24 protein-coding genes, 1 tRNA gene and 1 pseudogene are annotated in these 25,053 nt (G+C 66.2%); 13 read left to right on the top strand and 13 right to left on the bottom strand.

The features are described 5' to 3' along the window. Positions 1–86 precede the first annotated feature (86 nt). Positions 87–878 (bottom strand): MotA/TolQ/ExbB proton channel family protein, encoded by a 792-nt coding sequence (locus BRX43_RS16955; protein WP_125996273.1) that lies wholly within the window; start codon positions 876–878, stop codon positions 87–89. Between the two features lie 53 nt (positions 879–931). Then, the gene (locus tag BRX43_RS16950; RefSeq protein WP_125996272.1) at positions 932–1,612 is read right to left on the bottom strand and encodes a TonB family protein; all 681 of its coding nucleotides are present in this window, start codon (positions 1,610–1,612) and stop codon (positions 932–934) included. Between the two features lie 244 nt (positions 1,613–1,856). On the opposite strand from BRX43_RS16950, the gene BRX43_RS16945 reads away from it, so the two are divergent. Then, entirely contained in the window at positions 1,857–2,675 is an 819-nt protein-coding gene (locus BRX43_RS16945; RefSeq protein WP_241215026.1) for a hypothetical protein, read from the top strand. Positions 2,676–2,702: 27 nt separating this feature from the next. Here the strand turns inward: BRX43_RS16945 and BRX43_RS16940 are convergent, their stop codons facing one another. After that, positions 2,703–3,074, bottom strand: a complete 372-nt coding sequence (locus BRX43_RS16940; RefSeq protein ID WP_125996270.1) for a dihydroneopterin aldolase — start codon at positions 3,072–3,074, stop codon at positions 2,703–2,705. 56 nt (positions 3,075–3,130) lie between these two features. Further along, positions 3,131–3,787, bottom strand: coding sequence for a glutathione S-transferase family protein (locus BRX43_RS16935; RefSeq protein ID WP_125996278.1), 657 nt, complete (start codon positions 3,785–3,787; stop codon positions 3,131–3,133). A 125-nt stretch (positions 3,788–3,912) separates the two neighbouring features. On the opposite strand from BRX43_RS16935, the gene BRX43_RS16930 reads away from it, so the two are divergent. The 4 genes from BRX43_RS16930 to BRX43_RS16915 are packed head-to-tail and all read left to right on the top strand — an operon-like array spanning position 3,913 to position 6,829. After that, positions 3,913–4,413, top strand: a complete 501-nt coding sequence (locus tag BRX43_RS16930) for an N-acetyltransferase (protein ID WP_125996269.1) — start codon at positions 3,913–3,915, stop codon at positions 4,411–4,413. Positions 4,414–4,461: 48 nt separating this feature from the next. Next, a complete protein-coding gene (locus tag BRX43_RS16925) occupies positions 4,462–5,025 on the top strand; it encodes a DUF1285 domain-containing protein (RefSeq protein ID WP_125996268.1) in 564 nt (187 codons plus the stop codon). After that, on the top strand, positions 5,022–5,612 hold the full coding sequence (locus tag BRX43_RS16920) for a CoA pyrophosphatase (RefSeq protein ID WP_125996267.1): 591 nt from the start codon (positions 5,022–5,024) through the stop codon (positions 5,610–5,612). Before BRX43_RS16925 ends, BRX43_RS16920 begins: the two co-directional genes overlap by 4 nt. Further along, positions 5,609–6,829, top strand: coding sequence for a CCA tRNA nucleotidyltransferase (locus BRX43_RS16915; protein WP_241215025.1), 1,221 nt, complete (start codon positions 5,609–5,611; stop codon positions 6,827–6,829). Before BRX43_RS16920 ends, BRX43_RS16915 begins: the two co-directional genes overlap by 4 nt. Here the strand turns inward: BRX43_RS16915 and BRX43_RS16910 are convergent. The 4 genes from BRX43_RS16910 to BRX43_RS16895 all read right to left on the bottom strand — a co-directional run bounded on the left by BRX43_RS16910 (position 6,760) and on the right by BRX43_RS16895 (position 11,921). Beyond that, a complete protein-coding gene (locus tag BRX43_RS16910) occupies positions 6,760–8,388 on the bottom strand; it encodes a bifunctional diguanylate cyclase/phosphodiesterase (RefSeq protein WP_241215024.1) in 1,629 nt (542 codons plus the stop codon). The two genes, BRX43_RS16915 and BRX43_RS16910, sit on opposite strands and share 70 nt — an antisense overlap. Before the next feature lie 144 nt (positions 8,389–8,532). Further along, entirely contained in the window at positions 8,533–10,779 is a 2,247-nt protein-coding gene (gene parC / locus BRX43_RS16905) for a DNA topoisomerase IV subunit A (protein ID WP_125996264.1), read from the bottom strand. Between the two features lie 127 nt (positions 10,780–10,906). Further along, positions 10,907–11,290, bottom strand: a complete 384-nt coding sequence (locus BRX43_RS16900; RefSeq protein ID WP_125996263.1) for a hypothetical protein — start codon at positions 11,288–11,290, stop codon at positions 10,907–10,909. Between the two features lie 247 nt (positions 11,291–11,537). After that, positions 11,538–11,921: a hypothetical protein gene (locus BRX43_RS16895; RefSeq protein WP_125996262.1), complete on the bottom strand. Its 384-nt coding sequence runs from the start codon at positions 11,919–11,921 to the stop codon at positions 11,538–11,540. Between the two features lie 367 nt (positions 11,922–12,288). On the opposite strand from BRX43_RS16895, the gene purC reads away from it, so the two are divergent. The 3 genes from purC to purQ are packed head-to-tail and all read left to right on the top strand — an operon-like array spanning position 12,289 to position 13,977. Beyond that, positions 12,289–13,068: a phosphoribosylaminoimidazolesuccinocarboxamide synthase gene (gene purC / locus BRX43_RS16890; RefSeq protein WP_125996261.1), complete on the top strand. Its 780-nt coding sequence runs from the start codon at positions 12,289–12,291 to the stop codon at positions 13,066–13,068. A 13-nt stretch (positions 13,069–13,081) separates the two neighbouring features. Continuing rightward, entirely contained in the window at positions 13,082–13,312 is a 231-nt protein-coding gene (purS, locus tag BRX43_RS16885) for a phosphoribosylformylglycinamidine synthase subunit PurS (RefSeq protein ID WP_125996260.1), read from the top strand. Further along, complete coding sequence (gene purQ / locus BRX43_RS16880; RefSeq protein ID WP_125996259.1) at positions 13,309–13,977, top strand: phosphoribosylformylglycinamidine synthase subunit PurQ; 669 nt, start codon at positions 13,309–13,311, stop codon at positions 13,975–13,977. Before purS ends, purQ begins: the two co-directional genes overlap by 4 nt. A gap of 47 nt (positions 13,978–14,024) precedes the next feature. On the opposite strand, the gene BRX43_RS16875 is transcribed toward purQ, so the two are convergent. Beyond that, a complete protein-coding gene (locus BRX43_RS16875) occupies positions 14,025–14,744 on the bottom strand; it encodes a queuosine precursor transporter (RefSeq protein ID WP_125996258.1) in 720 nt (239 codons plus the stop codon). Between the two features lie 60 nt (positions 14,745–14,804). Between BRX43_RS16875 and BRX43_RS16870 the strand changes: the two genes are divergently transcribed. Together BRX43_RS16870 and BRX43_RS21030 are read left to right on the top strand one after the other, a co-directional pair. Then, positions 14,805–14,881: transfer RNA gene (locus BRX43_RS16870), tRNA-Arg, on the top strand. Continuing rightward, positions 14,846–16,594, top strand: coding sequence for a hypothetical protein (locus tag BRX43_RS21030; protein WP_241215023.1), 1,749 nt, complete (start codon positions 14,846–14,848; stop codon positions 16,592–16,594). Before BRX43_RS16870 ends, BRX43_RS21030 begins: the two co-directional genes overlap by 36 nt. Before the next feature lie 629 nt (positions 16,595–17,223). Here BRX43_RS21030 and BRX43_RS21025 read toward each other — a convergent pair. Beyond that, positions 17,224–17,349: pseudogene (locus BRX43_RS21025) on the bottom strand (IS3 family transposase); the annotation flags it as partial. A gap of 151 nt (positions 17,350–17,500) precedes the next feature. Next, positions 17,501–18,367, bottom strand: coding sequence for a peptidylprolyl isomerase (locus BRX43_RS16855; protein ID WP_125996257.1), 867 nt, complete (start codon positions 18,365–18,367; stop codon positions 17,501–17,503). Between the two features lie 92 nt (positions 18,368–18,459). On the opposite strand from BRX43_RS16855, the gene BRX43_RS16850 reads away from it, so the two are divergent. Next, positions 18,460–18,957 (top strand): hypothetical protein, encoded by a 498-nt coding sequence (locus BRX43_RS16850; protein ID WP_125996256.1) that lies wholly within the window; start codon positions 18,460–18,462, stop codon positions 18,955–18,957. A 62-nt stretch (positions 18,958–19,019) separates the two neighbouring features. Here the strand turns inward: BRX43_RS16850 and BRX43_RS16845 are convergent, their stop codons facing one another. Both BRX43_RS16845 and BRX43_RS16840 read right to left on the bottom strand, forming a co-directional pair. Continuing rightward, the gene (locus BRX43_RS16845; protein ID WP_125996255.1) at positions 19,020–20,147 is read right to left on the bottom strand and encodes a glycerophosphodiester phosphodiesterase family protein; all 1,128 of its coding nucleotides are present in this window, start codon (positions 20,145–20,147) and stop codon (positions 19,020–19,022) included. 173 nt (positions 20,148–20,320) lie between these two features. Then, complete coding sequence (locus BRX43_RS16840; RefSeq protein ID WP_164523654.1) at positions 20,321–22,993, bottom strand: TonB-dependent receptor; 2,673 nt, start codon at positions 22,991–22,993, stop codon at positions 20,321–20,323. Positions 22,994–23,121: 128 nt separating this feature from the next. Between BRX43_RS16840 and BRX43_RS16835 the strand changes: the two genes are divergently transcribed. Both BRX43_RS16835 and BRX43_RS16830 read left to right on the top strand, forming a co-directional pair. After that, entirely contained in the window at positions 23,122–23,985 is an 864-nt protein-coding gene (locus BRX43_RS16835) for a DUF6528 family protein (protein ID WP_125996253.1), read from the top strand. Beyond that, positions 23,982–25,053, top strand: a 1,072-nt coding sequence (locus BRX43_RS16830; RefSeq protein WP_164523653.1) for an MFS transporter, incomplete at its 3' end; no start/stop codon positions are given. The genes BRX43_RS16835 and BRX43_RS16830, both read left to right, overlap by 4 nt.

Here is a 25,053-nt window from a genome sequence, read left to right as displayed (position 1 = left end):
CTATCCTATCCATGTAATCGCCACCGGAACCGCCGGTGGAAGGAAAACGGGGCCGCCGACGACAGCCGCCCCGTCTTTCTCGCGTCTTAGTTGGCGCGCGGCACGCCACCGGTCTGGCCGGCCGTCGTGGTCGGCTTCACCGGCGCCTTGGTGGCGGCGGCGGGGCCGTGCGTCGGGCGAACCGCACCGTTGGAAGCCAGGAAGCCCAGCACGTCGTTCGAGAAGGCCGACAGGTCCTCCGCGATCGACTTGTTGCGGCGCTGCAGCCAGTTGTACGAGAGCACCGCGGGAACCGCGACGACCAGGCCGAGTGCGGTCATGATCAGCGCTTCGCCGACCGGACCCGCGACCTTGTCGATCGAGGCCTGACCCGACGCACCGATCTTCACCAGCGCGCGGTAGATGCCGATAACCGTGCCGAACAGACCGATGAACGGCGACACCGAACCCACCGTCGCGAGGAAGGCGAGACCGCCACCCAGCTTCGAGTTGATCGCGGCTTCCGACCGCGCCAGCGAACCATGCAGCCAGTCATGCGCCTCGACCGGATCGGTCAGCTTCGAATGCTGCTCCTGCGCGGCCAGACCGTCGTCGACGATCTGCTTGTAGGCCGAGTTCTTCTCGAGCTTGGCCGAACCCTCGCGGAGGCTGTTCGACGACCAGAAACCCTGGCGCACGCGCTTGGCCTGGTTGATCAGCTTCTGCTGCTCGAACAGCTTCGAGAACAGGATGTAGAACGAGACGATCGACATCAGCACCAGGATCGCGAACACGGTCTGCGAGATGAGACCGCCTTCCTTGAGCGCCTGCTGGAGGCCGTACGGGTTGTCGCCCTGCGCGGCGGCCGCGCCGCCCGCGGCGAGAATGGTGGTGAGCATCTAGATTGTCCTCTGGCTAAATCATTTGTGTGTGTTGGGCAGACGCGAGCCGCTTAGCTCGGCGGGATCTTCCACGTCACGCGACGCGACGAGCTCGAACGGATCGGGTTACCGCTCTGGTCGAGTGCCGGCTGGTAGCGACCGCGACGGGTGATCGCGGCGCAGGCGGCGCGATCGAGCGCGGCGGACCCGCTGGACGACGTGACGCGGCAGTTCTCCACGCGGCCTTGGGCATTGATGTCCCAGGCGATACCGGTCGTGCCCTCTTCCTCGGCGCGCAGCGAGCTCGGCGGATAATCATCCGTCGTCACCCATTGCGAGGGATCACCCTTGGCCCCGGCGGCCTTGCTGACCACGGGCGCGGCCGGCGGCGCGGGCGGAGCCGGCGGTGCAGGCGGAGCCGGCGGCGCAGTGGGCTGCGACGGCGGGATGATGGTCGACGTGTTGATCGCCGGCGCAGGCACCGGAACAGGCACGATCGGCGGCGGCACCACGACCGTGGTCGGGGGCGGCGGCAGGCTCGGCGTGTCTGGCGGCGGCGGCGGCGGTTCATCCGGCGGCGGCGGCGGCGGTGGCGGCTCCACGTCGAACGTGTTCAGGTCACCCGTCACCTTCTTGACGTACTGGTACGCAAGGCCGGTGACGAACGCATAGCCGAGAAGAGCGTGAATCAGCGCGACGATCACGATCGCGACGACCTTGCTCCCACTCATCTTCTGGTCAGTGTAGGCCATTCAGCAATCACACTCCTTGACTGCATCGACGCCGCCGCGGCCGTAGCGGCGGACCCCGATCGTCCGCCAATGCCCTCCGGGACCCTTGGCAGTTCCCTAATTCCTATCGCCGTGCCCTGCGGCACGCAAACGCTTTGTCGACGCAACAAACGAACAAACGTTAACACGTCGGTTGTTTCTATGCTGTTCAGCCGAACTGCTGTAACCGACTTCCATGACACTCCTATTTCGGTCCGTCGCCGCAATGGCACTGTTCGTCGCGCCCGCTTCCGTTTTGGCGCAGGAAACCACCATTTCGGTGGTTCCTGGCGGGGCCCCTGCCGGCCTCCCCTATGCTGATTTGGCCGATCTGGTCCTGAGTGCACCTGTTATCGCTACCGTCACGATCCGCTCGGCGACCCGTATCAAAGGCGCGGAAGCGGCGGACGTCGCGCCCGACCATGTCCGATTCTATGTCGAATCGGATGTTAACACTTTGATCAGAGGTCGTGAGGGACTGCCCCCGCGAATCGGGTATGTGGTTGATTCCCCGCTGGATTGGCGTGGCAAGCCGCCGCGACTCAAGAAGGAGCGGATGATCCTCTACGCCCGGCCGGTCGCCGGGAGCATGGACCAGGTGCAGCTCGCCGGACCACAGGGACAGCAACCCTGGAGCCAGGCGCTGGAGGATCGCACCCGCAGCGTCGCCGCCGAGATCGTCGCGCCCAGTGCCCCGCCGCAGATCACCGGCGTCGGCAATGCCTTCTATGTCGCCGGCTCGCTGCCGGGCGAAGGCGAGACGCAGATCTTCCTGCAGACCGCCGACCACCGTCCGGTATCGCTATCGGTGCTGCGGCGGCCGGGGGAGCAGCCGCAATGGTCGGTGGCGCTGGGCGAGATCGTCGACGAGGCGGCCGCCGCTCCGAAACGGGACACGTTGCTCTGGTATCGCCTCGCCTGCTCGCTGCCGCCGGAACTGCCGGCCGCCAGCACCAGCGCGCTGGAAGCGGCCGATGCCACCCAGGCGCAGGCGGATTATCGCTATGTGATCGAGGCGCTGGGCCCCTGCCGGCCGACGTCCTGACCGCGGCGTCCGGCGCGCCGTCGTCGGTCAGCGGCGGTGGCGTACCAGCGTGATGCCGATCGCCTCGCCCGCCTCGGCGATGGCGAGCTTGACGATCTTCACCTCGACCCGGCGGACCCGCGCATCCTGCAGGAACAGCGTCTCGCAGATATGGTCCGCCACCGCCTCGACCAGCGTGAAGTGCACGCCCGGCGGCAAGGCTGTGGTCGCGGCGTGCTTCAGGTCCATATAGTTCTTCGACGCCGTCAGCGGCGTGTCGGGCGTGAAGCGGCGCGGACAGTCGAGATCGACGGTGAGGGAGATGCGCAAAGGCTGGGGAAGGTGCGTTTCCTCGGAATAGATGCCGGTGAGCACCTGGACCTCGATATCGTGCACCTGAAGCTGGAGACTGTCTTCCATCCGCCTGCCTCTACCAGACGCGGCGGTCCTGGGAAGCCGGTTGGCGCAGGCGGCCGTCAGGCGGCGCTCGACGGCCGCGCGGTCGCCGCCGCGTGCCAGCGGCGAAGATGCACGCATCCCTCCGGCAAGGGCAGGCGGGCCCGGGCGGCGAAGTCGACCGCGACCAGCGCGGCGATATCGGCCATGCTATAGTCGCGGTCGGCGATCCAGTCCCGCTCCGCCAGATGCGTATCGAGTGCGGCGACGAAGCCGGCCCACATCGCCGCGGCCCGCTCGACCAGTGCGGGAAGCTGGGGCGGCGAGGCCCCCTCGCCTGCCCATGGACCGGGCAATGCCCGCCCCGCAAAGCCGGGATGGCCGTTGCGAAGCGCATAGACGGCGGCGGCATAGCCCTCGCCCTCGATCCGCCGCAGCCAGGTCTCCACCATGGCGATGGCGAAGGGGTCCCGCCCGAACAGCGGCGGATCGGGGTGCAGAGCTTCGAAATAGCGACAGATGGCGATGGAGTCGTCGATCACCCGCCCGTCCGGCAGCACCAGCGCCGGCACCAGGCCGCGAGGATTGATCGCGCGATAGTCGGCGGCGAGATTGCCGCCCCGTTGCAGATCGACCGGCACGCGCTCGATCGTCTCGGAGAATCCACCGCCCTTTTCCGCCAGATAGAGGCGCACGCGACGCGGGCTCGGCGCCCAGCCATTGTCGTAGAGCCGCATCACCGCCACGTCATTTCTCCCCCTTGGCCATCGCGTGTCGCGGGCGGCGCTTGTGTTCGCGCGGTGCGACGTTACAGCGCCCGACCGCCGCAGGTCCATCCTGCACGGCGAAGGATATGAGGCCGATGATCGAGATCGCGCCACTGGCTCCCGAACGGGACGCCGCGGTGGAAGACCTGCTGGATGCGGCCTTCGGGCCGGAGCGACGGGCGCGGACCGCCTATACGGTGCGCGGCGGCGGCTCGCCGCTGCGCGCGCTGGGCTTTGCCGCGATCGATGGCGATCGACTGGTCGGCTCGATCCAGTGCTGGCCGGTGGTGCTGACCGACGATGCGGGCAGGCGCTGGCCGCTGGTGATGGTCGGCCCGGTGGCGGTCGCCCCCGACATGCAGCAGGGCGGCATCGGCCGCCGCCTGACCGAGGCCGCGCTCGCCGCCGCCACGGACGAGGGGCTGGGCGAGGGGCTGATGCTGATCGGCGACCCGGAATATTATGAGCGGTTCTTCGGCTTCACCGCCGCGCGCACGGGCCAGTGGCGGCTGCCCGGCCCGTTCGAGCCGCGCCGCCTGCTGGCGCGCGGCGATGCGGTGCCGGGTGTCGCGGGGATGCTGGGACCATCGGCCTGACGCCTCAACGCCTTTACCTGGATGCCCGCGCACCCTAACTCCCCCGTCATGCCGATGCCGCCGCCCCCCGACCTCGCCTCGCTCAGCCTGTCCCAGATCGCCACCCTGCTGGCGGAGCGCCGATTGCCGCCGGTCGAACAGTGGAACCCGGCGCATTGCGGCGACGGGGAGATGCGGATCGCCCGCGACGGCACCTGGTATCACCAGGGCAGCCCGATCGCCCGGCCCGATATGGTGCGGCTGTTCGCCACCATCCTGCGCCGCGAACCGGACGGCAGCCATGTGCTGGTCACGCCGGTCGAGAAGCTGACTGTCGCGGTGGAGGACGCGCCCTTCGTCGCGGTCGCGCTGAAGGCGGAGGGCGAGGGCCGCGACTCCCGCCTCGCCTTCCAGCTCAACACCGGCGAATTGGTGGTGGCCGGCGCGGCGCATGGCCTGCGCTTCGTCGAGGATGGGGACGGCCCCCGCCCCTATCTGCACGTCCGCGCCGGGTTGGAGGCGCTGGTCGCGCGGCCGGTCTATTATGAACTGGCGGAGCGGGCGCTGGCGGGCGACGATGCCGAGCCCGGCGTGTGGAGCGACGGCTGTTTCTTCCCGCTGACGCCGGCATGACGCTGGCCGAGCGGCTGCGCGCCGCCCTGGCCACCCGGTCTGATATGGCCTTGCTGGCCGGCGACCATGCCGACCTTGCCCGGCATGCGGCGACCGACCTGACGGCGGCGGCGGTGCTGATCGCCTTCACCGACCGGCCGGACCCGGGCATCCTGCTGACCCAGCGGACCGACACGCTGCGGCATCATGCCGGGCAGGTCGCCTTTCCCGGCGGGCGGCTCGATCCCGGCGAGGATGCGATCGCCGCCGCCCTGCGCGAGGCGGAGGAGGAGATCGCCCTGCCCCCGGCCTCGGTCGAGCTGATCGGCGCGATCGACCCCTATCGCACCGGCACCCGCTTCGATATCACGCCCGTCGTCGGCGTGGTGCCGCCCGATCTCGCCCTGGTTCCGGCCGAGGCGGAGGTGGCCAGCGTCTTCGAAGTGCCGTTTTCCTTCCTGCGCGATCCCGCCCATCACCACCGCGCCAGCGCCTGGTGGCAGGGGGCGGAGCGCCATTATATCGAGATACCATGGAACGACCGCCGCATCTGGGGGGCGACCGCCGCGATGATCGTCAACCTGTCGCACCGTCTGGCCAGCCTGTGAGCGGCGCGACCGACACCTGCCTGCCGTCGGCGGAATGGCGGTCGCTGCCCGGGCTCGACCGGCTGGCGGCGATCCTCGGCGGAGAAGCCGGCGAAGCGCGGTTCGTCGGCGGCGCGGTGCGCGACAGCCTGCTGGGGATCGCGGTCGCCGATGTCGACCTCGCCACCTGCCATGCGCCGGAGACGGTAATGGCGCGATTGAAGGACGCCGGCATCCGGGCGGTGCCGACCGGGCTGGCGCATGGCACCGTCACCGCCATTCTCGACGGCCATCCGGTCGAGGTGACGACGCTGCGCCGCGACGTGTCGACCGATGGCCGCCATGCCCTGGTCGCCTTCACCGACGACTGGCGCGCGGATGCGGCGCGACGCGACTTCACGATCAACGCGCTCTATGCCGATCCGGACAGCGGCCGGGTCCATGACTATTTCGGTGGCCTCGCCGATCTGGCGGCGCGGCGGGTGCGCTTCATCGGCGACCCGCTCCAGCGTATCGCCGAGGATCATCTGCGCATCCTGCGCTTCTTCCGCTTCCATGCCCGCTTCGGCGATGCGATCGACGCGGCGGGGCTGGAGGCCTGCGCCACGCGGGCCAACGACCTGATGGCGCTGTCGCGCGAACGGATCGCCGCCGAATTGCTCAAGCTGCTGGTCGCACGCGCGGCGGTGCCGGTCGTGCGGCTGATGGTCGCGCGGGGCATCCTGATCGCGGTGCTGCCCGAGATCGACGCCGCCGGGGTCGAGCGCTTCGCCCTGCTGGCCGAGCGGGAGGCGGCGGCGGGCATCGCCCCCGATCCGATCCGCCGCCTTGCCGCCCTGACTCCACCGGCGGAGGCGGAGGTCATCGGCGCGCGGCTGAAGCTGTCGAATGCGCAGCGTAAGCGTCTGATCGCCGCCAGCATGGGGCCGGGCGACGAGGGGCCGTTGGCGCTCGGCTACCGGGTCGGGGTGGAGAGCGCGATCGACCGGTTGCTGCTGGCCGATGCCGACGCCTCGCCGCTCGACGGCTGGACGCCGCCGCGCCTGCCGATCAGCGGCGGCGCGCTGGTCGCACGCGGGCTGGCCAAGGGGCCGGACGTGGCAAGGGCGCTCCGCGCGATCGAGACGCAGTGGATCGCGGAGGGCTTTCCCGATGCCGCCCGGGTCGATCAGATCGCGGACTCGGTCGCCTCCGCCAGCATCGCCAGCGCGGCCGGCGCCTCCAGCGGGCGCGCGTAGAAATAACCCTGGCCATAGGTGCAGCCCAGCACCGCCAGCGTCTGCGCCAGTTCCTGCGTCTCGATCCCCTCGGCCGTGGTCTGCATCCCCAGCGCCTGCGCCAGGCTGAGGATCGCGCGCACGATCGCGATCTTGTCGCGGTCAGCGATCATCCCAGTGACGAAGCTGCGGTCGATCTTCAGGACGTCGATCGGCAGCTTCTGGAGATAGGCGAGATTGGAATAGCCGGTGCCGAAATCGTCCATCGCCAGTGTCGCGCCCAGCGCCCGGAGCGCGTGCATGGTGCCGGTGATACGATCGGGATCGCTGACGATCGCGCTTTCGGTCAATTCCAGCGTGAAGCGGTCGCCGGTCAGGTTCGACTGGTCGAGCGCATTGCGCAGCACCGGGGCGATCGCATCGCGCTGCAACTGGATGGCGGACAGGTTGACCGCGATCCGCCCCATATTGCCGGGGATCAGCCGGTCCCATTCCGCCAGCGTCCGCGCCGCCTCGTCGATCGCCCAGCGACCGAGCGGGACGATCAGCCCCGATTCCTCGGCGACCGGGATGAAGCTGTCGGGCATCCGGTGGACGCCCTCCTCGTCGGTCCAGCGGACCAGCGCCTCGAAGGAGCAGAGCGCCCCCGTCGCCAGGCTGCGGATCGGCTGATAGGCCAGGCGAAGCTGCCCGCGCTCGATCGCGCGGCGCAAGGCCGTCTCCATGCCGAACTGCTCGCGCGCGATCGCGAAGGCCTGGTTCTGATAGGCCTCGATCCGCCCGGTCGCCTTGGCGCGCTTGGTGGCGAATTGCGCGTGGCGGATCAGCTCCTCGCGCGGGGCATCGGTCGCGGTGAAGGCCATGCCGATCGAACAATCGACGCTGATCTCGAAATCGGTCAGACGGAACGGCGTCGACAGGGTGCGCATCACCCGCGTGGCCAGGTCGTGCGCCTCGCGATCCTCCTCCTCGATCGTCAGGAGGATCGCGAATTCATTGCCGCCGATCCGGGCCAGCACATCATTGGCGCGCAGGGCGCCGCGCAGGCGGCGTGCGACCGTGATCAGCAGTTCGTCCCCGACCAGGCCGCCCAGACAGGCATTGACCCGGCCGAACCGCGCCAGGTCGATCACCATCACCGCCTGCCGCGGCTGCTCGGCCGCCTCGACGATGTCGCTGAACCCCTCGCGATTGGGCAGGCCGGTCAGGCTGTCGGTCGTCATCTCGCGCCGCAGCGAACGCTCGGTATTATATTGCGAGGTCTGGTCGATCAGCGTGATGACGCAGGCCTCGTTCTCGGTCAGCGTCGAACGGGCGATCGTCACCCGATAGTAGCGGCAGTCGATCGCCTCCCCGACCGTCCAGTCGCATTCCGCCCGCGCCTCCTGGCGATCGAGCACGTCGTGGATCAGGTCGCCCAACGCATCGAGCAGCGGCGATCGTTCCGCCACCACGCCCAGCCCCGCCAGCCGAAAGGCGCGATTGAAGGCGGGAAAGCGCAGCGTGCCGGTTTCCCGAACCACGATCACGGCCGGGACCGGAATCAGATCGAGTCCGCTGACGATCAGGCCTAGCGACATGGTCGGCTTCCTGGCGTGGGATGATTCTTCGGGCGGCGCAGTAGCCATGCCTCGTTGATAGTCAGCACAAGTTAAGACGGACTGAAATACCAGCCGGATTTGGCGGGCCACCGGCTATATCCGGCAAGGACCGCGCCGCGCCCGTCACGCGAAGCGATTGTCCCGCGGAAAGCCGGTCGGCGGCATCCGCCCGGCCGCGCCGCGCGCCGCCCGCCACAGCGACAGGTCGGTTTCGGTGCGGACCCGCCGCCCCTCGCCGCCCATCACCCAGCTGAGCCCCTCGGCGAAGACGAAAGTGCGCGCGTCCGACAGGCCGCCGTCGCGGAACCGCTGGAGCTGCAGCCCCTGCCCCCGCGTCATCTCGACCAGCTCGTTGATCGGGAAGACCAGCATCTTGCGATTGTCGCCGATCGCCGCGACATAATCGTCGCCCGCCCCCACCGGCCGCACCACCTTCAGCACCGCGCCGGCGCGCGGGGTGACGATCGTCTTGCCCTTGCGCGTCTCCGCGATCGTGTCGGCGACGGGAACGATGAAGCCGCGCCCGTCGCTGGCCGCGACCAGCAGCCGGCCTTGCGCCGACGCCGCCAGCAGCGCGACCACGCCGACGCTGCCGTCGAGGTCGATCATCGCGCGGACCGGCTCGCCGAAGCCGCGCCCGCCCGGCAGCTTGTCCGCCGCCAGCGTGTAGAAACGCCCATTCTCGGCCGCGAGCAGCAGCTTGTCGGTGGTCTGGGCGTGGAAGGCGAAGGCGGGGCCATCGCCCTCCTTGAACTTCAGCGTCTCGGCCGCCGCCAGGTCGTTATGCCCCTTCATCGCGCGGATCCAGCCGCGTTGCGACAGGATGACGGTGATCGGCTCGCGCTCGATCATCGCCTCCAGCGGGATGTCGCGGGTCGGCGCGGCCTCCTCCACATCGGTGCGGCGCTTGCCGAGCAACGTATCCGGTCCATAGCGGTCGCGGATTCGCTTCAGGTCGCGCTTCATCCGCGCCTTCTGCTTCTTGGGATCGGCGAGCAGCGCCTCCAGCGTCACCCGCTCGGCATCGAGCTGGTCGCGCTCCTTGCGGATCTCGAACTCCTCCAGCCGACGGAGCGAGCGCAGCCGCATGTTGAGGATCGCCTCCGCCTGGCGATCGGTCAGGCCGAACTCGGCGATCATCACCGCCTTGGGCTCGTCCTCGGTCCGGATGATCTCGATCACCCGGTCGAGGTTGAGATAGGCGACCAGATAGCCGTCGAGCAACTCGATCCGGTCGGCGATCTTGCCCAGCCGGTGGCGCGTGCGCCGGTCGAGCACGACGAACTGGTGGTCGACCCAGGCCGCCAGCGCCTCGGCCAGGCTCATCACGCGCGGCGTGCGCTCCTTGTCGAGCACGTTGAGGTTGAGCGGGACACGCGTCTCCAGGTCGGTCAGGCGGAACAGTCCGTCCATCAGCACCTGCACGTCGACCGTGCGCGCGCGCGGCTCCAGCACGATGCGCACCGCCTCGTCGGATTCGTCGCGGACGTCGGCCAGGATCGGCAGCTTCTTGTCGTTGATCAGCGACGCGATCTGCTCGATCAGCTTGCCCTTCTGCACGCCGTACGGGATCTCGCTGACCACCGCCTGCCAGCCACCGCCCTTCTCCCGCTCGATCGTCCAGCGCGCCCGCACCCGGAAGGCGCCGCGCCCGGTGCGATAGCTTTCGGCGATCACCGCCGGCGGATCGACCACCAGGCCGCCGGTCGGGAAATCCGGCCCCCGCACGAAGCCGAGCACGTCGGCCGACCGGTCGTCGACCAGGGCGACCGCCGCGTCGAGCAGCTCGGCGGCATTGTGCGGCGGGATGCTGGTCGCCATGCCGACCGCGATGCCGCTGGCGCCATTGGCGAGCAGATTGGGGAAGAGGCCCGGAAACAGTTCCGGCTCCTGCTCCTCGCCATTATAGGTCGGACGATAGGCGACGGCATCCTCGTCCAGCCCGTCCATCAGGTCGATCGCGACCTGGGTCAGCCGCGCCTCGGTATAGCGATAGGCGGCGGCGTTATCGCCGTCGATATTGCCGAAATTGCCCTGGCCGTCGACCAGCGGATAGCGGAGCGAGAAGGTCTGGGCGAGGCGGACCATCGCGTCATAGACCGACTGGTCGCCATGCGGATGATATTTGCCGATCACGTCGCCGACGACGCGCGCGCATTTCTTATAGCCTTGCGTCGGGTCGAGCTTGAGCAGCCGCATCGCCCAGAGCAGGCGGCGATGCACCGGCTTCAGCCCGTCGCGCACGTCCGGCAGCGAACGCGCGGTGATCGTCGACAGGGCATAGACGAGGTAGCGCTCGCTCAGCGCGCTGTCGAAGGGAGCATCGAAAACGCCGATCGGCGTGTCGGGGTCGGTCAGTTCGGTCGCCATCTGTTCTCCTGATAGCGCCAAAGCCGCCCCCTGCACAGGGCCATCCCTCATCGGCGAACGGCCATGGCGGATGCCGCCATGGCCGTGTCGGTAGTCGAAGAGACCGGAGACCGGGCGGTGGCCCGGATCAGCTCACCGGCGGGGCCCAGCCCAGCGTGTGATCGACATCGGGCTGGATGTGGTTGCCGGCCGTGACCTGGCAGTTCTGGAACGCCACCGGGGTGAAGGTCTCGACGCCCGCGACCTGCTCCTGGTCGACCGGCTTGCCCTTCTTGTTGTGGGTGACGTCGAAGGCCACCGCCTCGGGGCGGAAGGTCGCCAGCACATCGGCGGTGTCGCGGCAGGCGACGGTGCGGGCCACCGGGCCGTTCTTCACCAGCGAGATGACCTCCATCGCCGCACCGTTGTTGAGCGGGATGCGGGCCTGTTCCGCGACCCAGGGCTGCGCCGTCGCGGCGCCCGCCACCAGCATCAGGGATGCACCAACACAACCGATCATCAGCTTGTTCATGTTTACCTCCTTAGCAAGCAGGACAATAACGACGGCTTCGACATTTGGGTTTCTCCTTTTACAGGTTAAGCTTTCTTCATGACGCTGTAATAGACTCGAACACCTCATCGATACTTACTTGAACTTGCACAGCATATAACTTGCTGTCGGCAATGGATTTTCCATCCACTACCACTGGACAGCAAAACAGCCATGGCGGATGTCGCCACGGCCGTTTCGGGACGGAGATGGAAAGCGGGGATCGGGCTCAGCGTGCCGGCGGTGCCCAGCCCAGCGTCTTGTCCACCTGGTTCACGAACTGGTTGCCGCCCACGACCTGGCAATTCCGGAAGGCCACCGGCGTGAAGGTCTCGATGCCGGCGACCTGCTCCTGTTCGACGGGCTTGCCCTTCTTGTTGTGGGTCATGTCGAAGGCCACCGCCTCGGGCCGGAAGGTCGCCAGCACGTCGGCCGTGTCGCGGCAGGTGACCGTGCGATAGGCGTCACCATTCCTCACCAGCCAGACAAAGGCCCTTGCCGCGCCGTCATTGAGCGAGATCTGCGCCTGGCTCGCGAACCAGGGCTTGGCCGAGGCCACCCCCGTCGTCGCCAACAGCACGGCACCAGCACGCACGGTCATCAGCTTGTTCATATCCTGCCTCCTTTACAAGCAGGGCAACGACCAGCGATGTGATCCATGGTTTCACTTTGTCATGGCTTACGTTTTTGACATGTATCTCACTGGTGGATGAAATGATGTGCCGCCAATAGTATATTACACATAAACTGCTCATCCCTTTGTTCTACAATCTTTATCTGATCCGCCGCATCGAACCGGCCCCGATCGCGGGAAGCGCTGGCCGCCGCTGCCACGCGGCATGGTCGCGTATCGTCGACGGTGCGCCGGGCCGGCGCGATCGCTCCATTGCGCCGCGACCGCCCTTCCCCTATAGGCCGCCCATCCCGCCTCGGGCCTCGCAACTGGGGTGCCGGGGCTGTTCTTATTTCAGGGGAACCGCATGGCTCGCCGCCGCCAGATCTACGAAGGCAAGGCCAAGATCCTGTACGAGGGCCCGGAGCCGGGCACCTTGATCCAGTATTTCAAGGACGACGCCACCGCCTTCAATGCCCAGAAGAAGGGCACGATCAACGGCAAGGGCGTGCTCAACAACCGTATCTCCGAGCATGTCTTCACGCTGCTCGACCATATCGGCGTGCCGACGCACTTCATCCGCCGCCTCAACATGCGCGAGCAGCTGATTCGCCAGGTCGAGATCGTGCCGATCGAGGTGGTCGTCCGCAACGTCGCCGCCGGCTCGCTGTCGAAGCGGCTGGGGATCGAGGAGGGCACCAAGCTGCCCCGCACGATCATCGAATATTATTACAAGGACGATGCGCTCGGCGACCCGATGGTCTCCGAGGAGCATATCGCCTGCTTCGGCTGGGCGAGCCAGGAGGAGATGCACGACATCGCCGATCTGGCGATCCGCGTGAACGACTTCCTCTGCGGCCTGTTCGCCGGCGTCGGCATCCGCCTGGTCGACTTCAAGCTGGAATTCGGCCGGGTCTGGGACGACGATTACGGCCGGATCATCCTGGCGGACGAGATCAGCCCTGATGGCTGCCGCCTGTGGGACATGGAAACCAACGAGAAGATGGACAAGGACCGGTTCCGCCGCGACCTGGGTGGCGAGGCCGAGGCCTATCAGGAAGTCGCACGCCGGCTCGGCCTGCTCCCCGAGGGAGAGGATTCGGCGGTTCTCGATCTCGACAGCCACCGCAAGCGCCGCGGCAAGTAAGGACTCCCGTCTCGTGAAGCTCCAGATTTTCGTCACCCTGAAGCCCGGCGTGCTCGATCCGCAGGGCCGCGCCATCCATCATGCGCTCGGCAGCCTGGGCTTCGCCGGCGTCGAGGACGTCCGCGCCGGCAAGGTCTTCGAGATGGAGGTCGCCGACGACACCGACGACGCGGCGATCGACGCGATGTGTCGTCAGCTCCTCGCCAACACGGTGATCGAGAATTACCGGGTGGTGAAGGCGTGAAGACCGCGGTCCTCGTCTTCCCCGGCTCGAATTGCGACCGGGACCTGGCGGTGGCGCTGGAGGCGGTGACCGGCACGGCCCCGGCGATGGTCTGGCATGGCGAGAGCGAATTGCCAGCCGGCACGGCGCTGGTCGCGGTGCCCGGCGGCTTCTCCTATGGCGACTATCTCCGTTCCGGCGCGATCGCGGCGCGTTCGCCGATCATGCGCGCGGTCGTCGAGGCGGCGGGCAAGGGTCTGCCGGTGCTGGGCGTCTGCAACGGCTTCCAGGTGCTGACCGAGGCGGGGCTGCTGCCCGGCGCCCTGATGCGCAATGGCGGCCTCAACTTCGTCTGTCGCGACGTGACGCTGACCGTGGAGAATAACGACAGCGCCTTCACCCGCCGCTATGCCGCCGGCGAGACGATCCGGGTGCCGGTGGCGCATCATGACGGCAATTATTTCGCCGATGATGCGACGCTCGAGCGGCTGGAGGGCGAAGGCCGGGTCGCCTTCCGCTATGGCGAGGCGGTCAACGGTTCGGCCCGGGGCATTGCCGGCCTGCTCAACGATCGCGGCAACGTGCTCGGCATGATGCCGCATCCGGAGCGGCGGATCGAAACCGCGCATGGCGGCGACGATGGCCGCCGCCTGTTCGAAGGGCTGGTCGAGGCGGTCGGCGCCTGACATTCCGGACGGGGCGGCGGTGACAGGCTGGCCGCCCCCCCCTTCGGTCACACCCGCGCCCGGAACGGCGTGAAATCGGTATCGCGGTCGAACACGTCGACGCCCTCCGCCCGCTTGAGCGCCCGCACCACGAGATAGGTGACCGGGGTCAGCAGCACCTCCCATCCGACCTTCAGCGCCCATTGGGTGAACAGCACGGTCACGACCAGATCGGTCGTCCAGCCGGTCGCGCCCCAGAAGGCGAGCGGGTAGAAGATCAGGCTGTCGACCCCCTGCCCGACCAGGGTCGAGCCGATCGTCCGCGTCCACAAATGCCGCCCCTCGGTCCACAGCTTCATCCGCGCCATCACATAGGCGTTGACGAATTCGCCGGCCCAAAAGGCGCAGACGCTGGCCAGCACGATGCGCGGCACCTGCCCGAAGATCACCGCATAGGCGGCCTGGTTGGTCCAACTCGACGCCGGCGGCAGCGCGACGACGACCCAGCTCATGAACGCCATGAACAGCACCGCGACCGTCCCCGCCCAGATCACCCGCCGCGCGCGGGCATAGCCATAGACCTCGGTCAGCACGTCACCGATCACATAGCTGAGCGGAAAGAACAGGATGCCCGCCCCGAACGGCCAGTCGCCCAGCACCGGCAGATGGATCACCGCCACCTTGCCCGCGCCGATGACGTTCGACAGCAGCAGAATGGCGACGAACGCCGCCATCACCATGTCATAGTAGCGGAACGCCGCCCCGCCGCTTTTCGCCCCCTGATCCATGGCCGCCCTTATGATCCCGGTTCCACCGCGACACAATCCGCGCTACGAGCATCCCCCCGCGCGCCCGTAGCTCAGTTGGATAGAGCACGAGCCTTCTAAGCTTGTGGTCGCTGGTTCGAATCCAGCCGGGCGCGCCATTTCTGTTCAGCTTTGGGCACTGCGGCACCCGGCGTCTGGGATGCCATGATGGCCCGTTCCAACATCGCGTTGCGTCCCGTGATCCGCACCTCGCGGTCGCCGACCTCGACACGATCGACGAGCAGGTGAATGTATTCCTTGCGCGTCCTGCCGTCTGGCTTGTGGAGCTTGCGGCGGAGCAGATCGCCGAATTTGGCGATGATCGCAGGCGTGATTCGCCGATCGCCAGCATCAAGCTGCCGTTCGAGGACGGCGATGTCGGCCTGCGTACTGGCCTTCTGCGCGCGGATGTTGCCGAGTTCGGTGGCGACCTGCGGATCGTCCGGGCTGAGCACCTCGAGCCGTACCAGCTTGATCACACGGGCGCTTTCGCCTTCGAGCTGGGTCAGCCGGGCGCGCAGCCGCTTCAGTTCGGCCGCGCGCTCGGCGACGGCGGTTTCCGACCGGTCCAGCCATGTCTGGAGAAGCGCGGTCAGCCGTTCCGGCTGGACGAGATGGCGGGTCACGGCGTCGACGACCAGATCGTCCAACTGCTCCATCGGAACACGTCGTCCCGAGCATGCATCCGGCCCGCGCTTGATCCGCGCCGAGCAGGCGTAATAGCGATACTGACCGGACTTGCCGGTACTCGTCATCATCCCCGCGCCGCAGCCATCCCCGCCGCAGCCGCAGACCGCGCGACTGGTCAGCAGGTTCGTGTTGGTCTTCGCGGCGGCCTCGCCCATCCTTGGGTCGCGGTCGGCCATCTGCTGGCGGACCGCGTAGAACGTGTCTTCGTCGATGATCGGCGGCACCGGGATCGGCACCCACTCGCTTTCCGGCCGCGTCTCACCGGTGCGCGAGTCCCGGCGGTTGAAGATAACGTAGCCGATATAGGCGGTGTTGGTCAGGATGTTGTGCAGCGTGCCGATGCTGAACCGCTTGCCCCGGATGCGGTAGCCGCGCTCGTTCAGGTGATGGGCAAGGCCCGTGACGCTAATCGGGCCCTTGGCCGTGCCGTCGCGGTAGGTCTTGAAGATGTAGCGGACCATGTCGAGCATCTCGGGATCGTGCTCCAGCTTCTTGCGATCCTTGCCGGGTGCCTGTGGCACGGTGCAGGTGCGAAAGCCGATCGGCGGCGTCTGGCCGTTCCAGAAGCCGTTGACGGCATTGGCGACCATGGTGCGACGGACATGCTTGGCGTTCTCGGCCGAATGATATTCGTCGGAGATGGCGAGCATCGACACGGCGAGGTCGGACGTCGGATCGTCGCCGAAATTCTGCGTCACCGAGATGATGCGGATCTTCTTGCTACGCAGTCGCTCTCGACACTGCATGAAGTCGAGCGCGTTACGGAACAGCCGCGACAGCGAATGCGCCAGGATGATGTCGACCGGATGCTCGTCCGATTCGGCAAGCGCGATCATCTCGCGGAAGGCACGGCGATGGTCGTCGGTGGCGCTGCCCGCTTCCGAGAAGACGCGAACGGTCTGAGCGCCGTTATCCTCGATCCAGCGTTCGGCGGTGGCGATCTGATCCGGCAGCGACAGGTCGTTCTTCTCCTGCCGCGTGGTCGATACCCGCGCATAGACGAAGACACGCTTACCCGCGAACATTTCCGTTCCCATGACCAGGCCTTTCGAACAGCGCGGCGATCTCGCCGCCGAACAGCCGGTCGATCAGCGCGACCTCCTGCTCGAGGGTCGACCATGAATCGTCGAAGGCCGCGCTGACAAGCCCCGGATCGATAAGGCGCGCATCACCTCCAACGACCCAGGCGACGCGGGCGTCGCCTGGGTCGTTGGAGGTGATGCGCGCCGGCTCATGGGCCGGTCGTGGCAGGTTCAACGCGGCGCCGTTGCGGGGGGCGCTCGCGATTGTTGCAAAATAGGCTTGGGTGAGCGGTTCACCGTGCCCTGGTCGACAAGAAGCGCGCGAGATTTTGACGCCTCGTCCTTCACCGCTAACCGGTCGATGGCATTCCCGCTTTCCCGTGATTGGCCGGTGGCTTTGGGAAATAGCAATCGGGAACTGGTTTTGAGAAATTCTAATTGAGGGCGTTCGTCAAAGGGATTCTCTCGGCTGGATTCTTGTAATCGGTTCCCCAATCGGGAAAGCGTCAGCCCTCCCGTCCTCGACCACACCGGCACCTTGCAACGCGATTAGTCGAACCAAAACCGCTTGGCCTGATGATCGTAAATCACCCGCAATCCCTGCATCGCGTTGATGCCGAAGATCATGGCGGGCTTGTTATCGCAGCGGGGGCAGCGTTGAGCCATCCAAACAGCGCAGCGCTGCCCCCGCTGATGCGATACCCCTCGGCTCCTGACCCCGGACCCGCTGCGCCAGCAGCGGGTTCTGCCCCGAACACATTCGCTGCACCATCCAGCGACCGTCCCCGCCACTGATTGATGAGGTTTGGGTGCATGTGATACTGCTGCGCCAAATCGGCCAGCGTCTTCCCGCCCTTCACGGCAGCCAGCGCCACCTTCGCCTTGAACGCCGGGCTGTGGTTCTGGCCCGGTCACTCGCTCATCTTGCCTCCTCTTCGCGGCCAGCATGGCCGCGATCAAAGCGGCAATCCACTCATCCCCGCTGTGCCGATATCCCGAGCCACCTCTCTCGGTCCCAAAAACACCTTATTTGGTGTCTATCAAACCGGCTCGAGGGGCCTTGTTGTTGGAGGCGATCGCCTCGGCGATCAAGGCTGGCAGGCGCTCCTTCAGGATATCTTGCTCGACCCAATAGCGTGCAGACGTCGGGCTAGCAGGCTGACGGGCGTCGAGCTTGAGGATGTGAAAACCCTCCGGTCCGCGTATCGGTTCGGTGATTCCGCCCGCGGGCAATGCTTGCACATAGGGGAAGAAGGCATCGTTCATCGTGGCGCCGAGCAGTTCGGAAAGCGCGCCTCCTTCAATCGCGGTGGAGGCATCCTCCGACGCGGCCTGCGCGACCATTTCGAAGCGCTCGCCGCCCATGATCCGCGCGCGGATTTGCCGCGCGAGCGCTAGAGCATCGGCTTCGGTGCGGCGCTTGCCGTCGCGGGTCGGGCCGACGGCGACGAAGATGTGACGCAGACGATACTCATCGTACCGCCCCGGATGGGCCGCGATCCGTTGTGCGATCTCGGCATCGGTCGGTCGGATAGAATCGACCAGGCTGCGGCGGGCAGCCTCCGCCAGGATCAGGTCATCCGCAGCGGCACGCGCGGCGCGCACATCGGGTCGGTCGGCTAAGCCTTTGGATCTTGCAACGTTCGCCAGCTCGATCACCTGCCGGGCATCATGCCTGTCCGGCTCCGTGACTTCAATGTGTTCGAGGACTATCGGATCGAAAATCCAGGAAAAATCCGTCCGGGAATGCAACATTCTAGCAACTGAATCTGCATTCACGTCGGCGGCATTTAATCCGGTCCGTGCATGCGCGGGAGCAGAAGCAATCGCCATGCCGATTACCGCCATCTGTATGGCGCCATAATAGTGGTATCTCACGAAAAGTATTTTCATCTATTTCGAAAAATTGGCATGATACAAGTTTTATCTTGTAAGATTAGCGACCGACTGCGATCAGCATGACCTTTAATTAGAGGAGGTGGACCATGTCGAAATCGCTTGTCCGGGTTCGTAGTTTGGGAAAGCCGTTAACCGTGACGGCAGGTCTGGTCGTCATCTTGGGCATCGGTGCCTTCCTGATCCGCAACCATGAATCCGACGATGGCAAGTCATCGAACGATCGGGTCGTGGTCGTCTCCGCCCGCGGGCGTGACATGCCGCATCGTGAACTCGTGAAAGCTGATCCGGCAAAGCCGCTGCCAGCGATATTGGACGCGGCGGGCGTCGACCGGATGGTGTCGCAATATCTGCCCATGCTGCGCGCGGTCAGGAGCGCGTGCGATGCCGATATCTGCGTCGTGTCGGCCGAGCCGAACGCTGCCGGAGCGCCACTCGACGACTTGGTATTTTCGCAGCTGGTCCAGCAGGACATGCCGACGATCCTCACACGGGCGGGCCACAGCCTGACGGAGCCGATCCAGATCGAGGAACTGGGCCCCGATCAATATCGCCTGCGCTTCCGGATCGCACGCCAAGCGCACTGACCTGTCGCAATCCGGTGGGCGGCGCAAAGTCCGCCCACCGGCCCATCATCGGTCGGCCGCGATCAGCCCCAATAGCCCTGGAAGTGGTTCTGGCGCTTGCCCGCGCGCGCCAGGTAGCGGACCGTGCCATGGGGATCATCGGTGGTGATCAGGCCGAAATGCTGCTGGACCAGGAAGGGCATCTGCCCGCGCCGATCGTCGGTGTCGCGGCCCGCCACCTGACGATTGACGTAATAGGTGTAGTAGAGATCCGACAGCTTATAGCAGCACGCACCGGTGTTCTTGTAGAAGGTGTCGGTATAGGGACCATCCGGTATCGCCTGGAACACACCGACACGGATGCCTTTGTTCAGCGCCTGATCCTTCTGATAGGACAACAGGCCGCCAGCCTGTTTGACGTTGATCTCCATCGTCCGCACCCGGCTGGACCAGGCGTTGAAGGCGTCGGCCACGCTGATCTTGCCCAGCATGTTGGTGGTAAAGACCGGAATGACCTTCAGGTGGCGGCTGTCGCGCCAGAAGGACTGGGGCGTCGGATAGAGGGTCGCGTTGACCTTGACGCCCATCACCTCCCCGCCGTTCGGCACCAGCCCCGCGACCAGGGAATCGAGCATCCGCACCGCGCTGGTCGTCTTGGTGTCGAAGATGATCGGTGTCGACCACCGATTGCCCTTATAGGTCTCCAGCACCTTGCTGACGCGGGGCAGACCCTGATCCGACAAGCCCGACCGATTGGGCAGCAGCAGGGTGAGCCGGTCGAGCTGGGTCGCCATCATGCTGCTGACCGCTGGGTTGGCGCCCCTATCGTGGATCGGATCATATTTGCCGCCGGACTGGAAGCGGTAGATGTCCGTGGTGCGGCCCAGGTTGAAATCGTGCATCAGATAGAGGACGCCGTCTTTCGACTCCTTCACGTCATATTCGATGCCGTCCATGCAGTCGGCGTTCGCCGATGCACCCGAGGCGATGGAATTTTCCGGGATGGTGTTGTCGTTGCGGTTATATGGTCCCCAATTGCCGCGATGCGCCAGGAACAGCGTGTCGCCGGTCGCACGCGTGTTCATGATTTCCGCCATCTGATAGGCGGCGGATTGGCAGGTGGCGGCGCTGGCCTGGTGGGCGCCGAATAGCGCTAAGGCAGAGGTCAGGCTCCAGGCCGCGGAGCGGCACAGACGATGGTGATCGAACATCGGTTTCCTCCATGTGTTGAGCGTAACATCGATCGAAAACGCATTGATATGGATCAAGCTATGGCGTCAGCGTCGGTAGAGGTGCTTTGTGATAGCTTTGTTACGAGCCAGGAACGATGTGCGGCGGAGCTGTCCGACGATGGCACATCGACCAATGTCCACATGACCGCGCATCAGTATCGCAGCAGCGCGCCGATGTAGAAGGCGCGACCATTGTCGATTTCTTCGCGCAACAGCCCGAAGTTCGGGCCGAACATCCGCTGCGGGCGGAAGTCGGTCAGGTTCTTTCCCTGGGCGACGATCGTCAGATGCGGGTTGAGAGTCAGGCGGACCTGCGCGTCGAACAGGTCGCTGGCGGCATAGCGCCGGTCGCCGAGCGGATCGGTGGTCGAGACCGAATAGAGGATCGGCGACAGGTGGTTCCAGGCTCCCTGCACCGTGACCGGACCGGCGGTGTAGAACAATTTGACGTTGGCGACCGTGTTCGCGCTTTCGAACAGCCCCGACAGACGACGGCGGGTCACACCGTCGGACAAGGTCACCTCCGGCGGCGTCGGATCGAGCAGCGTGACATTGGCCGAAACGCCCAGCCCGGCGAGCGGGCCGGGCAGGAACGGCATCCGCGCCATCACCGCGTTCAGCTCGATACCCTGTACCTTGGCGCTGCTGGCATTGACCGGGCGGATGCGGGTGACGAGTTGCGGCATGCCGTCGAACAGTTCGCTTGCCTGGTTGCGGACGGTGATGATCTCGTTCTTGATGTCCTTGCCGAATAGGACCGCCGAGAACAGCACGTCGCGGTTGACATAATATTCCAGGCTCAGGTCGTAATTGTCCGAACGGCGCGGCTTCAGGTCTGGATTGCCCGACGTGATGCTGATCGCGCCGGTCGAACTGTTGACCTTGACGCTCTCGCGCGCGGCGAGGTCGTCGTAATTGGGGCGACCGAGCGTGCGGCTATAGGCGGCACGGAACCGCAGCCGATCGGTCAGGTCCCAGTCGAACTGGGCCGAGGGCAGCCAGTCCTGATAATGCTGTCCCTGCTGCCGCCAAATATAGGTCGTGCCGCGCAGGCGATAGGAACCGGTGGTCAGCGTCGTATCCTCGAACCGGATCCCCGCCGTCAGCCGCGCCGTATCGAGCGCGTAGCGCGCCATCCAATAACCCGCGACGATATTCTCGGTCAGGTTGTAATCCGATTGAAGGCTGTTGCCCGCATTGGCCGAATTGGCGGTGAAGCCATTGCGGTTGGCATCGAAGAAGGTCCGCGCCGCGACCGGATCGACGAACAGCATCGTCTGCCCGCCGCCGTTATACGGCGTGTAGGATTCAAGCGCGAGCACGCCCGAAAGCGGATAGTTGGAGGCGGTGTTCGTCCGGTAATTATCCTGGACGAAATCGTAGCGGCGATCAAGGAAGCGGGCAAAGGCGCCGGTCGCGACGCCGAAGCCACTATCCTCCGCCTCGGTATTGAAGCCGACATTGGCGCGGGCGGTCAGTGCGTTCTCGCGCTGATCCTCGGCGGTCGTGCCATATTCGAATTGCCGATAATTGGCGGCATTGGCGACATAGGCCGGCGTGGTGAAGTTGAACTGGGTGAACTGGCCCGGCGTGATCGTATAGGCATAGGCTAGGTTGTTGGTGTTCGCGATGCGATAGGTCGCGAGGCTGGCGTCCTGGCTATAGGTCGCAACCGCATAATTGACGCCGACATCGGCATGGATGCGGTCGCCCGGCAACAGCTCGCCCCGGAAATCGGCGTAGCGCATGCGGCGGGTCTGATAATAATTGACCAGATCGACCTGCGTATTGGCGTTGGCGACATTGCCGCCGGTCGCGGTGACGGCGCTGAAATTGGTGTAGCGATTAGTCGCGGCCGTCACCGCGGTGTTCGCCGCGACGAGGTTCGACTGCCGCTCCTCGTCATTGGTATGGCGAAAATCGGCCAGCGTCACCGCCGTCCTGAACATCCGATGGTCGTCGAATTCCAGCTTGCCGAACACGCCGTAACGCTGGCGGACATTGTCGTAATGCAGCCAGCGGCGGCGATCCGGGGCCACGAAGGCGCGCGACACGTCGTTGGTCAGCGACGTCAGGCGCGTGCCCGTGGCGGGGTCGAAATAGAGATAATTGTCGCTGGCGGAGTTGAGCGAGGCGGAGTCCCGGCGGAAGAAGCTACCCGCCACCACCACGCCGAACTTGCGATCCGGCCCGAAGGTGGTCGAGCCGACCAGTTCCGCCTGGCCCGACGGCCTGGCCTTGCCGCGTGTCCGCTCGAAATCCCATTTGCCGATATCGAACCGGCCGCCGATGAAGGGCTTGCCGCCGCCATCGAAGGCGCTTCGGGTGCGCAAATTGGCGATACCGCCGATCGCATTGCCGTTCATCGCGGCGTTGACCGACTTGTAGACCTCCACCCGCGACGCGAGCGACGAGGGGATCACGTCGAGCGAGACATTGCGGCGTCCGACCTCGTTGGCGGGCAGCGATACGCCGTCGATCTGGACGAGGTTATAGTCGGCGTTGAGACCACGGATCGACAGGAATTGCGCCTCGCCGCGCGCATTGTTCTGGATCGTCGACACGCCCGGCACGCGAGTCAGGGCCTCACCCAAACCGAAATCGGGCAACGTGCCGATCTCGTCCGAACTGATGCTGTCGGAAATGACCGGGATCTCTCGCTTCGCTTCGATCTCGCGCACCGCCTGAAGCCGCGCGCCGGTCACAACGATCTCGTCGCTTGCCTGCTTGGGCGCGGGCGGCGTGGTCGACGTCTGGGCCTGAACGGGCGCGGCAAGCGCCGACGAGAGCAATAACAGGCGGCGTAGGGCCAGTGACGTCTTCATCGTAATCCCCTCTTTCCCCGAACAGGTCGATCGCCTATTACTCACTATAGGTGACATATCTATGACGAGGCGGAGCGGGGCGCAATCGTCATCAAATGAGGACGAGAACGATGCGGGGATTGAAGGTGTTGAGCGTTTTGATCGGGTTGTTGATCAGCACCGGCGCGGTCGCCGCTGATCGCCTCTATGCCTGTGGCGACGACCAGATCCGCGAATATGCTGTAACGGCCGACGCCGCGGCCGAGACATGGCGGTGGAGTGCCAGTGCGGCCCCAGACCTGCCGCCAGCCTATCGGACCAAGTTGCTGGGCCATATCGATGACTGCAAACCCGTCGATGGGAACAAGGCAATCCTCGTCACAGCCTCGACCGGGGGCGTCGTGCTGATCGATCGGGCGAGCGGGAAAGTGCGGTTCCGCGCGACGGCACCGATGGCGCATTCAGCGGACATGCTGCCCGGCGGCTATGCGGCGGTGGCATTGTCGATCAACCCGGCGGGCGACCGACTGGAACTCTACAAGCTGTCGCAGAGCGAGCGGCCGCTGATCAGCCTGCCCTTGACCTCCGGCCATGGCGCGGTCTGGGACGCCCGACGGCAAAGGCTGTTCGCGTTGTCGCACGACCTGATCCAGGCCTTTTCGTTCGATCCGAAGGCGGCCACGCCCCGCCTGACCGAAACCGCACGGTGGACGCTGCCCGGGCGGCACGACGGGCACGACCTGTCGCCGACACCCGAAGGCGGCTATGTCGTCACGACCGATGACGGGGTATGGACCTTCGATCCCGACCATGGCGCTTTCGCGCCGATCCCGGCGGTGAACCCCAAGCTGCGGGTCAAGGCGGTCAGCGTGACGAGGGAGGCGATGGCGTGGGTGCAGGCGGAGGAAAGCTGGTGGGCACATGGCTTCACGGTCGCCGATCGCGATACGCGCCGTCAGCATCGGTTCGAGACGCCGGGGATGAAGCTGTACAAGGTCCGCTGGATCCCATGACGTGGCGCCGGGCCTGGGCGACCTATAGCACAGCGCATGTCGGCAAGAGTCTGTTGTGGAGCGGCAGCGACCTGCTGACCCTCTATCTGCTCGTCTCGGTCTACGGGTTGGCACCAATGACGGCGGGGATGCTGTTCCTCATCGGATTGGCGGCCAATGCGCTGGCCGATTTCGCTGTCGGCAACCACCTGGCGGGCCGTCCCCGTCACGCAGGTCCGATCGCGGCAGTCGCGCTGGTGATGTCGGGGATCAGCTTCCCGGCGACGGTGCTGCTTGCCCCCTATGGCGCGCCGGCGCTGCTGGCGGCGACGTTGCTGTTCCGGATCGCCTATTCGGGGGTCGACATGCCGCACAACGCGCTGCTCACCCGCTTGGGCGACACGCCTGCGCGCGCGGTCAGCCTCTCCCGCGGACGGACGGTGGGGACCGCGCTCGCCTCGCTCATGGTTGCCGGGGTGGCGAGCGGGGGGAAGGGTATCGGCACCGCCGCGCTGTTATGGGCGATCGCGGTAGGCAGCGTGACGATCGGGGCGACCATGGTGCCGTTGCTGATCGCCGTCCCGCCACGATCGTCGACTGTCGGGGCGGAGCGGTCGGTCCCGCGCCCTCTGCCGCTGCCCTTCGTGGTGGCCAGCGTGATCGGCATCGTCGCGCTGGGAGCGCTGGCCAAGGCCGTGCTGCACCTGCCGGAGGCTTGGCATCGCGGGGATGACGGAACGACGATCCTGACCCTGCTGATCCTTGGCCGGACCGCATCTGCCTTGCTGCCCATACGCCTGGCCGACGCGCGCCATGGGCTAAGGCTGCTGGCCATGAGTTATGCGGCCGCCGCGTTCGTCGCGATCGGGTTCGCGTGGAGCGCCGGGTCGGCGCTGCTCGCCCTGCTTGGTCTGGCCTTGGGGACGACGAACCTGATCGGCTGGGCGATCCTGCCGGTGCTCCGAGCCGGGCCGCGCGGTTACGGCCTCTATACCATGGCGTCGAAGCTGGCGCCGAGGCCACTGGGACCCTCCATGCCCGAGGGCGTGCGGCCTGCTGCCCAGTACAGCGACTACTGCTCCACCCTAC

The sequence above is a fragment of the Sphingomonas sp. S-NIH.Pt15_0812 genome (assembly GCF_003951315.1).
In the GTDB taxonomy this organism is placed as follows: domain Bacteria; phylum Pseudomonadota; class Alphaproteobacteria; order Sphingomonadales; family Sphingomonadaceae; genus Sphingomonas.
The sequence above is the reverse complement of the archived record's forward strand: the minus strand, read 5'-3'. Positions and strand labels throughout refer to the sequence as shown.

Bases quoted from the DNA above. Each gene is read 5' to 3' on its own strand.
- BRX43_RS16955 (WP_125996273.1), bottom strand. From the start codon at position 878: ATGCTCACCACCATTCTCGCCGCGGGCGGCGCGGCCGCCGCGCAGGGC.
- BRX43_RS16950 (WP_125996272.1), bottom strand. From the start codon at position 1,612: ATGGCCTACACTGACCAGAAGATGAGTGGGAGCAAGGTCGTCGCGATC.
- BRX43_RS16945 (WP_241215026.1), top strand. From the start codon at position 1,857: ATGGCACTGTTCGTCGCGCCCGCTTCCGTTTTGGCGCAGGAAACCACC.
- BRX43_RS16940 (WP_125996270.1), bottom strand. From the start codon at position 3,074: ATGGAAGACAGTCTCCAGCTTCAGGTGCACGATATCGAGGTCCAGGTG.
- BRX43_RS16935 (WP_125996278.1), bottom strand. From the start codon at position 3,787: ATGCGGCTCTACGACAATGGCTGGGCGCCGAGCCCGCGTCGCGTGCGC.
- BRX43_RS16930 (WP_125996269.1), top strand. From the start codon at position 3,913: ATGATCGAGATCGCGCCACTGGCTCCCGAACGGGACGCCGCGGTGGAA.
- BRX43_RS16925 (WP_125996268.1), top strand. From the start codon at position 4,462: ATGCCGATGCCGCCGCCCCCCGACCTCGCCTCGCTCAGCCTGTCCCAG.
- BRX43_RS16920 (WP_125996267.1), top strand. From the start codon at position 5,022: ATGACGCTGGCCGAGCGGCTGCGCGCCGCCCTGGCCACCCGGTCTGAT.
- BRX43_RS16910 (WP_241215024.1), bottom strand. From the start codon at position 8,388: ATGTCGCTAGGCCTGATCGTCAGCGGACTCGATCTGATTCCGGTCCCG.
- parC (WP_125996264.1), bottom strand. From the start codon at position 10,779: ATGGCGACCGAACTGACCGACCCCGACACGCCGATCGGCGTTTTCGAT.
- BRX43_RS16900 (WP_125996263.1), bottom strand. From the start codon at position 11,290: ATGAACAAGCTGATGATCGGTTGTGTTGGTGCATCCCTGATGCTGGTG.
- BRX43_RS16895 (WP_125996262.1), bottom strand. From the start codon at position 11,921: ATGAACAAGCTGATGACCGTGCGTGCTGGTGCCGTGCTGTTGGCGACG.
- purC (WP_125996261.1), top strand. From the start codon at position 12,289: ATGGCTCGCCGCCGCCAGATCTACGAAGGCAAGGCCAAGATCCTGTAC.
- BRX43_RS16875 (WP_125996258.1), bottom strand. From the start codon at position 14,744: ATGGATCAGGGGGCGAAAAGCGGCGGGGCGGCGTTCCGCTACTATGAC.
- BRX43_RS16855 (WP_125996257.1), bottom strand. From the start codon at position 18,367: ATGAAAATACTTTTCGTGAGATACCACTATTATGGCGCCATACAGATG.
- BRX43_RS16850 (WP_125996256.1), top strand. From the start codon at position 18,460: ATGTCGAAATCGCTTGTCCGGGTTCGTAGTTTGGGAAAGCCGTTAACC.
- BRX43_RS16845 (WP_125996255.1), bottom strand. From the start codon at position 20,147: ATGTTCGATCACCATCGTCTGTGCCGCTCCGCGGCCTGGAGCCTGACC.
- BRX43_RS16840 (WP_164523654.1), bottom strand. From the start codon at position 22,993: ATGAAGACGTCACTGGCCCTACGCCGCCTGTTATTGCTCTCGTCGGCG.